Source organism: Schaalia odontolytica, assembly GCF_002847525.1.
Lineage (GTDB): Bacteria > Actinomycetota > Actinomycetes > Actinomycetales > Actinomycetaceae > Pauljensenia > Pauljensenia odontolytica_B.
This window is the reverse complement of the sequence record NZ_PKKM01000001.1, coordinates 84,773-100,053: the sequence shown is the minus strand read 5'-3', so window position 1 is coordinate 100,053 and position 15,281 is coordinate 84,773. Positions and strand designations below refer to the sequence as shown.

Here is a 15,281-nt window from a genome sequence, read left to right as displayed (position 1 = left end):
TACTCACCGTGCCATTGTCCCATTCCCGACCGGCCTCGGCCCGTCGGGTCCACGATGAGGCCACGCGAGTACCCTACAGCCAGTCCGGAACGACACCCCAGGCAATCGCTGCGAAGAGGGCCGAACCGATCATCCAGGGGCCCATCGGCACGCGCGACTTGGTGCCAGCCGAACCGATCACGATCTTCCACAGAGCGGCGAGCCCCGCCAGCACGAAAGACAGCAGGAGAGAGAAAACCGCCGCGTGCAAGCCGACGGAACCGGCCATGGCGCCCAAGACGGGTGCGAGTTTCACGTCTCCCCCACCCATGCCGCCGGGCAGACGGTTCAGCAGAGCGATGGGAATCGTCCAGATCAGAGCGCCGACAAGACACCCGATGAGGCGCTGCTGCCACGCTGGAGAAATCACCACTCCTACGGCCACACCAGCCGCGACGCCAATAGCCATCGCCGCAGTGTATGCATTCGGGAGACGGTGCGTGTGGGCGTCGACGTATGCGCTCAGCGCTCCGATCATCGCAACGGCCATGACGGAAGGCATGCCGGGGCGCATCTGCGCCGCGACGAAAAAGACTGCGCCCACGATAGCGGCACTCCAGACAATCGCATTGCGCGTCAATGGCGTGCGTGTCGATTCAATAAAGTACCTGCGCTGGATCTTCCAGCCGGATCTCCACAGCCATGCCAGGACAATAATCCACGTGAGGAAGCCCGACACGAGGGAAAGATCCGCGCCGATTCGCGGAGGAAGCCAGCCGACGATCACGGCGCCGATCCTTCCCGTGATCGGCGTTCCAGTTCATCCTCGAGGGCCTCGCGCATAACATCGGTGTCGGGGCTGCGCCCAGTCATGAGTTGAACCTGTGCGGCGGCCTGGAAGACGAGCATGTCCGTGCCCTCGGCGACGACACCCGCGGCGCTCTCAAAGGCGCTGCGCAATGCGGTGTCGCGCGGAGAGTACACAACGTCCAACAGGATCTGTCCCTCCCGAACCCGCAGGCGCTCGGCGAGTGGATCGGCGGCTGAGGCAGGAAGCGTGGAAATGACAAGGTCCACGCTGGAAGCCGCACGATCCACCGCCTCGGAATCCGACCATAGAATCTGTTCGATAGTGACTCCAAGCCGCGAGGCCGCCGCCACAACAGAGCCTGGACCGCCAAAACGGCGCGCGGCGACGGTCGACGACGTAATCCCCAGCTCGCCCAACGCTGCAAGCGCGGACGATGCGGTAGCGCGAGCACCGAGAACGAGAGCACTCGATGGCGCGGAGCACCCCGCCAACGAACAGGCACGCCTCACGGCCGACGCGATGCCTGTGACATCGGTGTTGAAACCAGCAAGGACCCCCGAAGACGGAACGACCGTATTGACGGCGCCCACCGCGCTTGCCAGCGGATCGATCGCATCGAGCAGCGGCATGACGGCCTGTTTGCAGGGCATCGTCACGGACAGGCCCACGCAGTCGCCACCGAGACCGGCAACGAAACCGGGCAGTGAGTCTGTGTCTTGCTCGAGACGGCGATACTCCCAGCCATCGATGCCGAGCTGGGCCCATGCCGCGCGATGAATCACGGGCGACAGGGAGTGTTCAATCGGCGACCCGATGACCGCGGCCCAGGTCATGATGACGTACAAACCTTCGGGTTCGCCGTGCAGTACGCCTTGAACTTCTCACGATTCTTCTCCTGTTCCTCCAGCGTCGAAGCGAACAGAGTCTCACCCGTGTCCAGGTTGACCGTCACGAAGTACAGCCACGTGCCCTCGGCCGGGTTCAGCACGGCCTTGATGGCCTTCTCACTCGGCTGACCGATCGGAGTGGGCGGCAGGCCGGCATGCAGTCGCGTGTTGTACGGATTGTCGTTGTCGAGGTCTGCCTGATCGGGAACGCCGCTGGTCTTACCAACGCCGTAGAGCACCGTCGAATCCATGCCGAGCATGCCCTTCGTCTCGCCGTTCGTGTCCGCGAGGCGATTCTCGATGACGCGGGCGACCATCGGCATGTACTTGTCGATGTTCATTTCACCGTCGACGATGGAAGCCTTGATAAGGACGGTCTCCCGGTCGGCAGGAGCGACACCAAGACGATCAAGCTCATCGATGGTGCCCTTCACCATGCGCGCGATCACGGTTGTCGGCGTATCTGTCTCGCCGACTTCGTAGGAGCCGGGCAGAAGCCAGCCTTCCGCGTTTCCCCCAGCCTCGGAGGGAAGTCCAATTGCCTCTGTATCGGCAAACGCCGCATCGACCTCAGCCTCGGACACGCCCATGATATCGACAATGCGCTGCTTGACTTCCGACAGCTTCTGACCGGACCCAACCGTCACCGTCGAGTCAACGCGGTTCGTTTCATCCAGCAGCGCGGCGAGTGCACCGGAAGCGCTCATCTGCAGCTTCAGTCGGTACGTACCGGGACGAATCGACATTGCCGCACGGTTCGTTTCAAACTGGCGAACGAAAGCACCCACGGACTTGACGACCCCGGCATCCACGAGAGTCTGGCCAATCGCGCGACCCGACGATTCCTCATCGATCGTGACCTCGACGGAGCCGGAACCGGGACCCGGGAAGTCGTCCGATGCGGTCGTCGAGGAATTAAAGAGCTGGTCGTAGGCGACGTAGCTGGCACCCGCGAGCAATCCGAGAACCAGAACGATGATGAAGAATGAACGCACGCGACGACGGCGCTTCCGCTTGCGCGCCGCTCGACGCTCGCTCGCAAGCCTGCGCGAACGCATGCCGGTCGTCTCAGACGGCGTCTCGACGGCCTGTGCTCCACCGCGAGCACGGGTACCAGAGACAGACACGCGAGAAGTCGCTCCGGTATCGGTCACTTCGTCGAAAGAGGGAAGCGACGCCGAGCGCTGGCGAACACCGGTGCCGCGCGCAGGCGCGGCGGCGCTATCGGACGAGGACGCAGCCGCCGCAGGCATGCCCTGCGCCGGAGTAGGCGCAGCATCTGGCGTGGCCTCGACGCTGGCGTTCTCATGCGGAGCGTCGGAGTAGACCTTAGGCTCGCCGGAGTGAATCTCGCGACGAGAACGGAAGGGGTAACGGGGAGGCGTACTCATGCGTGCGCTCCTTCGCTTGGTTCGAGGATGATTTCCTCACCGGGAGCTCGACCGCCCATCCGTTCGAGCTCGAGTGCCTGTTCCAAAATGATCTGCGCCGCGACCTGGTCGATGACGCTGCGATGCTCGATCTCAGGAATCCCAGATGCACGAAGACGCGCATGCGCCTGATTGGACGTCATGCGTTCGTCGACCATCGCCACGCGGACATCGGGAACAAGCTTCTTAATGCGGCGCGCATACTTACGCGCACCCTTCGCGGAGATCCCCTCTCCCCCACGTAAGTGCCGAGGAAGTCCAACGATCACCTCGATTGCGTCGTGGCTACGCACAATGTCGGCTAAGCGATCAAGATCGGACAGATCGGGAGCCCTGTGAAGGGTTTCGACGGGCATCGTGAGAATACCGTCGGGGTCGCACCGGCTGACGCCGACACGCACGGTGCCGACGTCCACGCCGATACGAATACCCCGACGAATACTCACAGAGCCTCGATTTCCTTACGGATCGCGTCGATCGCGTCGGCAATACCCTCGGGCTTGGTGCCGCCGCCCTGGGCGATGTCGTCACGGCCACCGCCGCCACCGCCCATGTACTTGCCGACGGCGCGAACCAGCGCACCGGCCTTCACCGACGCCTCACGCGCTGCCTCGTTCGTCGCGACGACCAGCGAAGGCTTGCCACCGACGACGCCACCGAGGGCAACGACGGTCCCGCGCTCATTGCCGAGGCGGTCACGCACATCGAGCGCAAGGGTACGCAGAGCGTCCGCGGAGGGCATCTCACCGACCGAGGAGGCGACGACGGTCACGGGACCGATAGCCTTCGCGGAAGCCGCCAGATCGGCACCCTGGCTCAGAGCCTGTGCTGTGCGGATCTTCTCGAGCTCCTTCTCAGACTCGCGCAGCTTGGTCAGCAGCGACTCAATGCGCTCGGGCAGTTCGTCGGCGCGGCCGCCCACGAGCTGGGAGAGCTGGTTGACGAGCGCATGTTCCTTGGCCTGGAACTCGTATGCGCCGTCGCCCACCAGGGCGTCGATACGACGCACGCCTGAGCCGACGGATCCCTCGGAGAGCACCGTGATGCGGCCGATGTGACCGGTCGTCGGCACGTGGGTGCCACCGCACAGCTCACGGTCAAAGCCATCACCGATGGTGACGACGCGAACCTCGGAACCATACTTCTCACCAAACAGCGCGATCGCACCAGCTTCACGCGCGGCATCGATGCTCATGACCTCCGTGGTCACGGCCAGATCCTCGGCAAGCTTCTCGTTGACGAGAGCCTCGATGTCGCTCAGCTGCGAGCCCTCAAGAGCGGACCCGTGGCGGAAGTCGAAGCGCAGGCGCGACGGCGAGTTCTCCGAACCCGCCTGGGTGGCGTCCTCCGACACGACGTTACGCAGGCCCGCGTACACCATGTGGGTCGCGGTGTGAGCACGCGCAATGGCGAGACGACGCTGGCCGTCAATCTCGGCGTAGGCCTTCTCCCCCACCGTCATGCCGCCCTCGGTCAGGGTGCCACGGTGAACGCTCAGGCCACGGATAGGAGCCTGCACGTCGTGAACCTCAACGACGCCACCGCCAGCGAGACGGATCGTGCCGTGGTCGGCGAGCTGGCCACCCATTTCCGCGTAGAACGGAGTGCGATCGAGAATGACCTCAACCTCGGCGGGCGCGCTCGCAGCGGGAGCCGCCACACCATCAACGAGCAGAGCCTCCACGGTCGCCTCGGCGGCCTGCTCCGTGTAGCCCAGGAACGTTGAGCCGCCACCCATCGCCTTCTCGATGTCGTGGAAGACGCGAACATCCGTGTGTCCGGTCTTCTTCGAGCGAGCGTCGGCGCGTGCACGTTCCTTCTGCTCGGCCATCAGAGTGCGGAAGCCCTCCTCGTCGACCGACACGCCCTGCTCGGCGGCCATCTCGAGGGTCAGGTCAATCGGGAAGCCGTAGGTGTCGTGCAGCGAGAACGCCGACGCACCAGAAATCACGGGGGCGCCCTTCGATTCCTTCGCCGTTGCAACCGCCGCATCCAGGATCGTCGTACCGGCGCTGAGGGTGCGACGGAATGCATCTTCCTCCGCGTACGCGACTTCGGAGATCGTCTTCCAGTTGGTCTCCAGCTCGGGGTAGGACGCCTTCATCGCATCCTTCGAGGCCGTCAGCAGAGTCGGCATGGTTGCCTCGTCGACACCCAGCAGACGCATCGAGCGAACGGCGCGGCGGATCAGGCGACGCAGCACGTAGCCGCGGCCATCGTTACCGGGACGCACCCCGTCGCCAATCAGCATGAGCGAGGAACGCACGTGGTCGGCCACGACACGCATGCGCACGTCGTCGTCATAGGCAGCGCCAGCCTCAGGGCCAGCGGCGCCCAGACCGTAGCGCTTACCGCTCATCTGCATGGCGGCCTCGATGACGGGGAAGACCTCGTCGATCTCGTACATGTTGGGCTTGTCCTGCATGACGAAAGCCAGACGCTCCAGGCCAGCGCCCGTATCGATCGCCTTCTTGTCCAGCTCACCCAGCAGCGGGTAGTCCTTGCCGGAACCCTCACCACGCATGTACTGGTCGAACACCAGGTTCCACACCTCGAGGTAACGGTCGCCACCCGGGTCGACGGTACCGCCCACGGCCTCGGGGCCGTACTCGGGGCCGCGGTCGTAGTGCCACTCGGCGCACGGACCCGCGGGGCCGGGCTGGCCCGTGTCCCAGAAGTTCTCCTCGCGCGGCAGTCGCACGATGTGCTTGGGGTCCATGCCGATCTGCTTCGTCAGCACGTCGAAAGCCTCGTCGTCCTGGTCCCACAAGGTCACCCAGAAGCGATCGCCATCCAGGCCGTACTTGCCCTCGTCGCGCGAGCCGGTCAGCAGCTCCCACGCGTAGTTGATCGCACCTTCCTTGAAGTAATCGCCGAAGGAAAAGTTGCCGTTCATCTGGAAGAACGTGCCGTGACGGGTCGTCTTGCCGACGTTGTCGATGTCGTTCGTGCGGATGCACTTCTGGACCGACGCGGCGCGCGGCCACGGCGCGGGCTCAACGCCCGTGATGTAGGGGATGAACGGAACCATGCCCGCGATCGTGAACAGAATCGAGGGCTCCGGAGAGACGAGAGAAACGGAAGGACGAATCTCATGACCCTGCTTCTCGAAGTAGTCGAGCCAGCGGGTGCGGATTTCAGACGTACGCATAGTCCCCCATGTTAGACGGTTGGCGCCGCTCACGACACATCGGCGCGCGCAATCGGACAGTGGAATGAAAGAAAAAACCGCGCCCCCGAGCGTCGCTCGGGGGCGCGGAGTTGACTAGTGTCAGCGCGAGTAGTGCTCGACGACCATCTGGACGTCGACGGTCACGGGGACCTCAGCGCGCTTGGGGCGACGCACCAGGGTCGCCTTGAGGCGGGACAGCTCGACATCGAGGTACTCGGGGACGGCGGGCAGCACGTCGCGGTGAATACCCTCAGCGGCGATCTCGAAGGGAACCGTGGTCTGCGACTTCGGCTTGACCTGCAGAGTCTGGCCGGGCTTCACGCGGAACGACGGACGGTCGACGATCTTGCCGTCAACGAGGATGTGACGGTGCACGACGAACTGGCGGGCCTGCTGGATGGTGCGGGCGAAGCCAGCGCGCAGGACGAGGGCGTCGAGACGCATCTCGAGCAGCTCGACCAGGTTCTCACCGGTCAGGCCGGCGGTGCGACGGGCCTCTTCGAAGGCGCGGCGCAGCTGCGACTCACGGATGCCGTACTGAGCGCGCAGACGCTGCTTTTCCTTCAGACGAACGGCGTAGTCGGAGTCCTGGCGGCGGCGGGTACGGCCGTGCTCACCGGGGCCGTAGGGGCGCTTCTCGAAGTAGCGGACGGCCTTGGGGGTCAGAGCCAGACCGAGGGCGCGGGACTCGCGCACCTGCTTGCGGGAACGATTCGTTGCCATGTTTCTTCTTCCTGTTTCTCATGTCATGCCGGGAATCCCGGCATGGGGCCAACTCCAGGATCGCGTCGATCCGTCGGCTAAGGCCCCAGGTGCCCGCTGGTGCGGACAACTGTTCCATCCTAGCGTCTTTTTAGCAGATTGCGAATCACACCGAGCCGCTTCGTGAGCATCGCCTCATGTCCGTTTTCGGTTGGCTCGTAGTAACGGGTGCCTTCCAGATCGTCCGGAAGGTACTGTTGCGCGGCGACATGGTGCGGTTGATCGTGGGCGTAGAGGTATCCGTCGCCGTGGCCGAGAGACTTAGCACCGGCATAGTGCGCGTCACGCAGATGCTCCGGTACCGCTCCCCCACGTCCGGCACGCACGTCGGCGATCGCGCGGTCAATCGCCAAATAGGTCGCATTCGACTTCGGGGCCGTCGCTACGGCGACGACAGCCTGCGCAAGGAGCAGGCGCGCCTCGGGCATACCGATGAGAGCAACGCCCTGCGCGACACTCACACACGTCGTAAGAACCTCGGGAGCAGCCATGCCAATTTCTTCGGACGCTGCGATCATGATGCGCCGCGCGATGAAGCGCGGGTCTTCCCCGGCCTCGATCATACGGGCGAGATAGTGCAGCGAGGCGTCCACATCGGACCCGCGCATCGACTTAATGAACGCGCTTGCTACGTCGTAATGCTGATCCCTGCTCCACCGGACGAGAGCTTGGTTGGCTGCCGCTTCGACGCTCGCAACCGTAATCTCTCCCGATCCGTCGTCGCTGGCGACGCCCGCGGCGGCCTCGAGGAGGGTCAAAGACTTACGCGCATCCGAGCCCGCCAGGCGCACAAGGCCAGCCACTGCCTCGTCGGTGATAGCGAAGCGGCCGCCAAGGCCACGCTCATCTGCCAGCGCGCGGCGTATTAGTCCTTCGATCACATCTGCATCCAGGGGGCGCAGCGTCAACAAAAGCGAGCGCGACAGCAGCGGCGAAATAACCGAGAAGGACGGATTCTCCGTCGTCGCCGCGACGAGAACGACCCACCGATTCTCAACCGCCGGAAGCAGCGAATCCTGCTGCGACTTGGAGAAGCGATGCACCTCGTCAACGAACAGAATCGTTTCCTCACCCCCACTGGCGAGGGTGCGACGCGCATCGTCCACGACACGCCGGACGTCGCCCACGCCGGAGGACACCGCGGACAGCTCAATGAAACGTCGCCCAGACGCACGCGCGATCAAATAAGCGAGAGTCGTCTTACCCGTCCCCGGCGGCCCCCACAGCACGACCGAGGAAACAGCAACGCCATCACCCGAACCGGGTGAGAGCAGGCGGCGGAGCGGTGCCCCATCACCGAGTAAGTGAGACTGCCCAACCACCTCGTCGAGAGTCGTCGGGCGCATACGAACGGCGAGGGGCACGCCTGCATTGAAAGCAGGCACGCCCGACTCGTCGACAGATTCAGAATCAAACAGATCCATGAAACCTAGCTTAGGACAGAGTGACCCCACTCGAGGAAGAGCCAATCTTAGGACCGGAGAGAACCTGGACAACCACGAGGCCGCCGAGGATCAGCATGCAGGCACCCGCACCCAAAAGGTAACCGTTGAGACCTTCAGATTCATTACCCGCCAGCGAGGAGGAGAGCATCTCCGCATGGAGCTTCACACCACCCGACGCATCCACGGACGAACCGGTACCGGCGGCGGCCACGGTCGAGGCGACCTTGAACTCAGCCCAGCCGACCAGCTCATGCTGGCGGTTAGCCACGACGACCTTGTAATCACCCATCGGCAGGCCCGTCACGTCCATGGACACCTGGTTGGAGTCTTCGACCTGGAGCCAGCGAGCCTCACCGGTCTGCATGATGTTTGCGCTGACCCAGTCACCAGCGACGGCCTTATCCGAAGGAACGTTGATCGTCAGCTGTCCACCGGTGAAGGCCGCACTGACGCCACCCTTGTTCGCGTCAGTCAGCTGCGACACGTCCGTAATGGGTGACACCGGGGTGTCGGAAGGCTGCGAAGCTGCAGCGGACGCGCTTGCCGACGGGGTGGGGGTCGGCGTTGCAGAGGGAGTCGGGGTCGGACGCACAGCGGGCAGCTGCGGATCGTCGGGCTGGGGAGCCGGAGGCTGCTCCGTGGTGGGCGCGGGCGCAGGATCGGAGCTGGGCTCCGTCGTTGGTTCAGGCGCAGGTGCAGGATCAGCGGTCGGCTCCGTCGTCGGCGCGGGGGCAGGCTCGGCGGTCGGAAGCGGATCGTCGATATTGTCGTGCGTCGGATCCGCGCTCGGAAGTGGAGCGTCGGTATGAGCCGGGTGCGCAGTGTCACTAGCGGGCTGGTAGACGCGCACGTGATACGTGACCGGATCGCCATCGACGAGCGAGCGGCCTTCCTTGAACATGAGGACGGTAACGGTGTGGCTCGTACCGGGTTCCCAGGTGATGCCCTCAACATTGTTCTTGCCGTTGGGAACCGGGACGGTCAGCGTGTAGTTGTCCGGACTGGTGGCAACCCACACATCATCGGCCGTGACGGTCACCGTCTCGCCATTACGGGTGTAGGTCGGTTTCTCAACCGGCGTGACGCGGCCCGAATCGAGCATGACACCCCAGTAGCCGGTTTCTCCGTAGGTCGACTCGAATGACGAGCCATGCTCGATCGTGACAGTAAACGTCGTGTTCGGAACGGGAATCGAATCGTTATTACCGTCCGCTCGAGCAGCAAATCCGGGTATCGCGAGCGCAATGGCAGCGAACAGGCTCAGGCCCATCAGGAGGCTCATCAAGCGACTGCGCCCCGCAAGCCCGCGCGCTGCAAGGCCGGAAGTAGCCCGTGCGTGCTGCATACCGTTCTCCTTAGTGACTTAATCCTCAGAAGCACATGTTCCGAAACTAGAGTAACAGGCGTGACGCATGAATGCTAAATTCCAACGCGCACCAATCGGTTAATGCACATATTCTCGCCGCAATGCGCCAGGTGAGACGTCGTTAGCGCAGCAGACCGTGCGGACGTCGAACAATACTGACCGTCACGATTGCGCCAAGGAGCGCAATCAGGCCACCCCCCGCGAGGATCCAGCCATTCAGACGCGATTCCTGCTCGCGGGCGGCCTGATTAGACGCCTGTTGCTCAGAATGCGCCTTGGGGCCAATCTGCGATGCGGACACACTCTGCTGCTCAGAAGAAGTGGAAGGCTCGGGCGTCGGGTCAGTGCCGGTAGCGGCTCCACCGGAGGAAGATGTCGAGGCCTGGGCAGAGGACGCGCCCCCCGCCGACGACGGAGTAGACGAAGGCGCAGGAGAGGACGCAGACGAAGTAGCGTCGCCCACGCGCGAAGCCGTAGACGTCTGCGTCTGCGCACCCACCGGGGCAATCGATGACGATGCAGAAGCCGTCGTCTCACCATTAGTCGTCGAGCCAGTATCGTCACCAGCAGGATCGAAAGGATCTGCGGGCGCATTCACGGCCGCATCGTCAGGCGTCGGTGCCGCAGTATCATCGGTGCTCGGCTCCACGACGTCGGCGGTCGCCGACTGAGTCGGATCCAGTGAACAGGAAGGCGCCTCGGCCGAAGATTCGACGACCGTCACCTCAATCTGGACGTAGTTACCCGTGACTCCATCACCGATCATCACCTGGTGAGAGGAGCCAACCGTCCATGATGCAGGCAGGTCAAGATCAACGGAAAAAGCTCCATCAGCGTCGACCTTTGCCACCGACCACGCAGCCTTATTACGCGCCACCGACACGGGAGCCCAGGACGGAAGCACAACATCGTCGGGACGCCGCTCTTGCCCATCATCGAGCGTCACGATAACGAAACCCAGAGTGTCATCCGACGAGGGTCCCCAACCGGCGCCTTCCACATGCAGCTGCGAACCACTGGCAACGACCGACGATGCAATGATCGACGCCCCTTCTTCAGACGCGGTCACACACTGCGCGGCACCATCGCCGATTCCATCAACACTATAGGCAGGGGCAACGGAGACAAACATTCCGCCGACAACAGAAGCAGAGGCGGTCAGTGCAAGCAGGGACATGCGAAGCCCCCGGCTTTGTGAGCGCACCTGTGTCGTCATGCGTATTCGTTTCCTTCTGTCTGGGATAGTCTCAACCGATCGGCACAGTCACGCGCGGAACGATCATGTCAGTGTCCGAGTAACCACTCGCTACAAGCACCATACTATTGCGTCGTCCCCACAATGTAATTGCGAGCAACAAGCAAATTCATGGCACACCTGCTCAACACCTGATTTTACCTGATTTTATGCGACTTTACCTCTATGACTGTGAGCAATATTATCGAACAATCATGCTCACTGATGACCCGCTGGTCAACATTTGAGATTTTTAGACACACACGCACCTCAACGACGAGGAATCACCAGTGGAGCACCCGTCTCAGGATCATCGATGATGCGGCACGCGACCCCAAAAACCCGCTCCACAAGCTCTGGAGTCACCACACTCGTGGGCGCGCCCTGCGCAACGATCTGTCCGTCTTTCATAAAAACGAGGTGAGTGGCATATCGGAACGCCAGATGCAGATCATGCAAAACGGCAACAACCGTCGTGCCCGCACGCTGCATGCGCTCCGCCAGGCGCAATACCTCGAGCTGATGATTCAGGTCGAGATACGTCGTCGGCTCGTCGAGGAGAAGAATGTCCGTCTCCTGAGCAAGCGACATCGCGATCCAGACGCGCTGACGTTGGCCGCCCGACAGCTCGCCAACCCGGCGCCCCACCAGGTCGCGAACCCCAGCGTCCCGCATCGCGCGAGCCACGGCCTCGTCGTCCCGTGAACTCCACTGGTGGACCAGGGACTGATAGGGATAGCGGCCACGCGCAACCAAATCCTCGACGAGCATGTCGCCGGGAGCGACCGACGACTGCGCAAGTAACCCGAGTCGACGCGCGAGGGCCTTCTGATTCATATCGCCCACGCTTTGCCCATCCAGCTCGACCACACCACTGCGAACACCAAGCACGCGGGCCAGCGAACGCAGCAGAGTCGACTTTCCGCACGCGTTTGGACCCACTATGACGGTCAACTCCCCCGGTAGCACGTCCAGGGTAAGACCCTCGAGAATCGGAGCGTTCTTCCCGTAGCCGACGACGATATCCCGGGCGCTCAGGCCCCGGTTCACGACAGACTTCGTCACGATTTCACCTCACGAATCAACAACCACAGAAGGTACAGGCCTCCGACGACGCCGGTCACGACGCCGACAGGGAGCTCAGCGGGAGCCACAAGCCTTTGAGCGCAGATATCAGAGACCAGCACGAGCACAGCGCCAACGAGGGCGGAGGAGGCAAATCCGACTCCCCCAGCCGCACACAGCCGATGCGCGACGTGCGGAGCCGCCAGAGCAACGAAGGCGACTGGCCCAGCGACCGCAGTCGCGGACGCAACAAGCAAAATGGCGACGATAATGAGGAGCACGCGGGTCTGACGTACTCTGACGCCAAGCCCTGTCGCGATGTCATCGCCCATCGCGACAAGTCCGAGGGGAACCGCACAGACGGCACACACCGCAACGACACCGGCGATCACGATCAGCAGAGGCGTCAGACGCGCGATGGTAACGCCCGAGAATGAGCCAGCGCTCCACAGCTGCGCGCGCTGGGCCGCCTCCAGAGGCGCCTTGACGATGAGCAGCGAATTGACCGCCCGCAAGGCCGCCGAACATCCGATTCCCACGAGAACGACGCGGATTCCCGTCACTCGCATGCCTCCCGCGCACGCGAGGATGAACGCGCCCGAGGCGAGTCCACCGAGCAAGGCGCCGATTCCTGTGACGGCGGGGCTCGAACCCATCATAATGATGGCAATCAGAGCGCCGGTCGCGCACCCCGTGGACAGGCCCACGATGTCGGGGCTACCGAGCGGATTGCCCGAGATTGTCTGGAAGATGCGCCCCGCGATTCCGAGTGCCGCACCAACAGCCACCGCCGCGAGCATACGCGGCAGGCGCACGGACTGGACGAAGTAGACGCCCAAAAAGTCATCCCGAGGCCCACCGTCTCCGAGGAGACGACGGAATGAATCGGCGGCGCTGAGCCCGTAGTCACCAAGAGTGAGCGAATAGACCGCCAATGCACACAGAAGAGCGAACCCGATGAGCACGACGGCGGCGCTGCGCCGGTGCACGCGCACCGACACGCGACGCAGCGAGATAACTGTGTAGCGCGAAGGAGCTGGCCTCATGACATGCCCTTTCCGCGCGACCCTATGATAAAGAACGGCGCACCGATCAAAGCGACGATAACGCCAACGGGAACCTCGGAAGGCGCCAGCACGAGGCGCGAGACAACATCGGCAGCGCACACCCACGCGGCACCGACGATCAGCGACCACAGCGCAATCGTCCCCTGCCGAGCACCCACAACGCGTCGCACCAAGAGCGGAACCGCGAGACCCACAAAGGTTAGCGGCCCACCAAGCGCCGTCGCCCCGCCAGCCAGGGCCGTGACGGCCACGACGCCAAGACTGCGAATGAGGCGCACACGCACACCGAGGCTCACCGCGGTGTCCTCACCGATAGCGAGGACCCCAAGAGCCGAGGAGATCAGGGCAGCAACCACGCCGCCGCACGCGATGACTGCCCCGGCGGCAACCACGGAGCCCATGTCGACGCCCTCTAATGATCCCGACGCCCAATATCGGAATTCGTTAAACGCAAACTGATTCGCGGCGAGAACGGCCTGGGTCAGCGATGCGAGCGCAGCCGATACGGCAATACCCGCGAGGGCGAGGCGTGATCGAGAGCCTCCCCCGCTCCCCGACATAGCGAAGACGAGACCGGCGGCAACACCCGCGCCGACGAGGGAAGCGCCCAGCGTCGATGTGCGAGTGGCGACGCCGCTCGCAGCGGTGACGGTCACGACGAGAAAGGCCGCCCCTGCGTTGATGCCGAGTACACCGGGATCGGCGAGGGGATTACGAGTCATCGCCTGCATGATAGAACCCGCCAATCCGAGCGCCGCACCGATCACCAGCGCCGCGATCGTACGGGGGACGCGCAGCTGCGTGACAACTTGGGCATCCTGACTGACGCCCCCGTTGACCAGGGCATCCCACACGACGGTGGGAGCGATCTGGCGCGAGCCCAGAGCGAGAGACGCGAGCGTCACGAGGACAAGCACCAGCGTCGCCACTGCACAAGCAATGGCGACGCTGGCGGCACGACGAGTAGTCATGTCAGGTCATCGACCCGGGTAGTTCGTTCACCCCGCTCAGGATGCGGGGACGAACTGCGCTTCGATGCTGGAAATAATGCCGTCCATGAGGAGGTACCCACCGGTGGAGGTCCACAGGGAGCCATCAACGGGGATGACGTGGTTCGCCTTGACGGCGCCGAGCGAGTCGAATCCGACGGTGTTCTTCGCCTCTTCGAGGGCAGCGGCCGAGGCCTCGACACCCGTGTTGCCACCGGCGGAGGGGTTGTTCACCGAGGCCTTACCGAGCGTGCCGAAGAAGATCCAGTCCGCGTCGATCTGGTCGATGTTCTCGAGGGAGACCGGCTCCGAGTGGCCTTCGCCGTCACGGTCTTGGTTGGCGGGGCGCTTCATACCGAGCGCACTCAGGGCCTGGCCGGCGGGCAGCTCCTTCAGGATGAGGCCGGCGCTGTCGCCCTGCCAGCGTACGACCGAGTAGGTCTGATCGAGGTAGCCGGCGTCCTTCAGGCGGGCGCTCACGGAGGAAACGTGCTGATCGAACTCCGCGAGCTTGGTCTCAGCCTGGTCGGCAAGGCCGAGCGCGTCGGCCGTCAGGGTGAAGGTCTCGCGCCAGTCGCCGCCCTTTTGCGTGGTGAAGAAGACGGGGGCGATCTGACTCAGCGCGTTCAGCGTCTCAGAGTCGTTGTTCTTCACCGACGTGCCGTCGACGAGGATCAGGTCAGGGTGCGCCGCACCAATGGCTTCGAGGTTGGGAGTGCCGATGGAGCCCAGAATCGGGATGTCACCCGCGCGATCGACAAGGTAGTTGGCGACCGTCTGCTGGCCGCGGCCCGAGACGACACCAATCGGAGTCACGCCCAGAGCGAGCGCATTGTCGGTCGTCGGCTCAGAGAGCGTGACAACACGGCTGGGGTGCGACGGCAGGGTAACCTCCTGGCCGGACGCGTCGGTGACGGTGCGCGTCGCAGAGCTCTCGGACGTCGCGGAGGCCTCGGGGGACGAGGCCGGAGCGGGCTGGTTGGACGAGCAAGCTCCCAGAGCGAGAGCGGTCAGAGCGACGCCAACGATGGCGCGAATTCGCGTCGACAGGTGCACAAGTGCCTCAATTCAGTC

General features: G+C 63.8%; 13 protein-coding genes. All 13 read right to left on the bottom strand.

Features of this window, described 5'->3' with window-relative positions; all coding sequences use genetic code 11:
* Nucleotides 1-73 precede the first annotated feature (73 nt).
* The 13 genes from CYJ22_RS00440 to CYJ22_RS00380 all read right to left on the bottom strand — a co-directional run bounded on the left by CYJ22_RS00440 (nt 74) and on the right by CYJ22_RS00380 (nt 15,263).
* Nucleotides 74-766, bottom strand: a complete 693-nt coding sequence (locus tag CYJ22_RS00440; protein ID WP_101600255.1) for a prepilin peptidase — start codon at nt 764-766, stop codon at nt 74-76.
* Nucleotides 763-1,623: a shikimate dehydrogenase gene (locus CYJ22_RS00435; protein ID WP_101600253.1), complete on the bottom strand. Its 861-nt coding sequence runs from the start codon at nt 1,621-1,623 to the stop codon at nt 763-765. Before CYJ22_RS00435 ends, CYJ22_RS00440 begins: the two co-directional genes overlap by 4 nt.
* Nucleotides 1,620-3,068, bottom strand: coding sequence for an endolytic transglycosylase MltG (mltG, locus tag CYJ22_RS00430; protein WP_207760482.1), 1,449 nt, complete (start codon nt 3,066-3,068; stop codon nt 1,620-1,622). Before mltG ends, CYJ22_RS00435 begins: the two co-directional genes overlap by 4 nt.
* Nucleotides 3,065-3,553 (bottom strand): Holliday junction resolvase RuvX, encoded by a 489-nt coding sequence (gene ruvX / locus CYJ22_RS00425; RefSeq protein ID WP_082144971.1) that lies wholly within the window; start codon nt 3,551-3,553, stop codon nt 3,065-3,067. Before ruvX ends, mltG begins: the two co-directional genes overlap by 4 nt.
* On the bottom strand, nt 3,550-6,258 hold the full coding sequence (gene alaS, locus CYJ22_RS00420; RefSeq protein ID WP_101600251.1) for an alanine--tRNA ligase: 2,709 nt from the start codon (nt 6,256-6,258) through the stop codon (nt 3,550-3,552). Before alaS ends, ruvX begins: the two co-directional genes overlap by 4 nt.
* Before the next feature lie 120 nt (nt 6,259-6,378).
* On the bottom strand, nt 6,379-7,002 hold the full coding sequence (gene rpsD, locus CYJ22_RS00415; protein WP_007590432.1) for a 30S ribosomal protein S4: 624 nt from the start codon (nt 7,000-7,002) through the stop codon (nt 6,379-6,381).
* A gap of 119 nt (nt 7,003-7,121) precedes the next feature.
* Entirely contained in the window at nt 7,122-8,465 is a 1,344-nt protein-coding gene (locus CYJ22_RS00410; RefSeq protein ID WP_101600249.1) for a replication-associated recombination protein A, read from the bottom strand.
* A gap of 10 nt (nt 8,466-8,475) precedes the next feature.
* Entirely contained in the window at nt 8,476-9,768 is a 1,293-nt protein-coding gene (locus CYJ22_RS00405; protein WP_101600444.1) for a type IV secretion protein Rhs, read from the bottom strand.
* Nucleotides 9,769-9,973: 205 nt separating this feature from the next.
* Nucleotides 9,974-11,029: a hypothetical protein gene (locus CYJ22_RS00400; RefSeq protein ID WP_243390417.1), complete on the bottom strand. Its 1,056-nt coding sequence runs from the start codon at nt 11,027-11,029 to the stop codon at nt 9,974-9,976.
* A 327-nt stretch (nt 11,030-11,356) separates the two neighbouring features.
* Nucleotides 11,357-12,151, bottom strand: a complete 795-nt coding sequence (locus CYJ22_RS00395; RefSeq protein ID WP_007590446.1) for an ABC transporter ATP-binding protein — start codon at nt 12,149-12,151, stop codon at nt 11,357-11,359.
* Nucleotides 12,148-13,197 (bottom strand): FecCD family ABC transporter permease, encoded by a 1,050-nt coding sequence (locus tag CYJ22_RS00390; RefSeq protein WP_101600244.1) that lies wholly within the window; start codon nt 13,195-13,197, stop codon nt 12,148-12,150. Before CYJ22_RS00390 ends, CYJ22_RS00395 begins: the two co-directional genes overlap by 4 nt.
* Complete coding sequence (locus CYJ22_RS00385) at nt 13,194-14,189, bottom strand: FecCD family ABC transporter permease (protein ID WP_101600242.1); 996 nt, start codon at nt 14,187-14,189, stop codon at nt 13,194-13,196. The genes CYJ22_RS00390 and CYJ22_RS00385 overlap by 4 nt, the downstream gene beginning before the upstream one ends.
* Nucleotides 14,190-14,225: 36 nt before the next feature.
* A complete protein-coding gene (locus CYJ22_RS00380; protein ID WP_101600240.1) occupies nt 14,226-15,263 on the bottom strand; it encodes an ABC transporter substrate-binding protein in 1,038 nt (345 codons plus the stop codon).
* Nucleotides 15,264-15,281 lie beyond the last annotated feature (18 nt).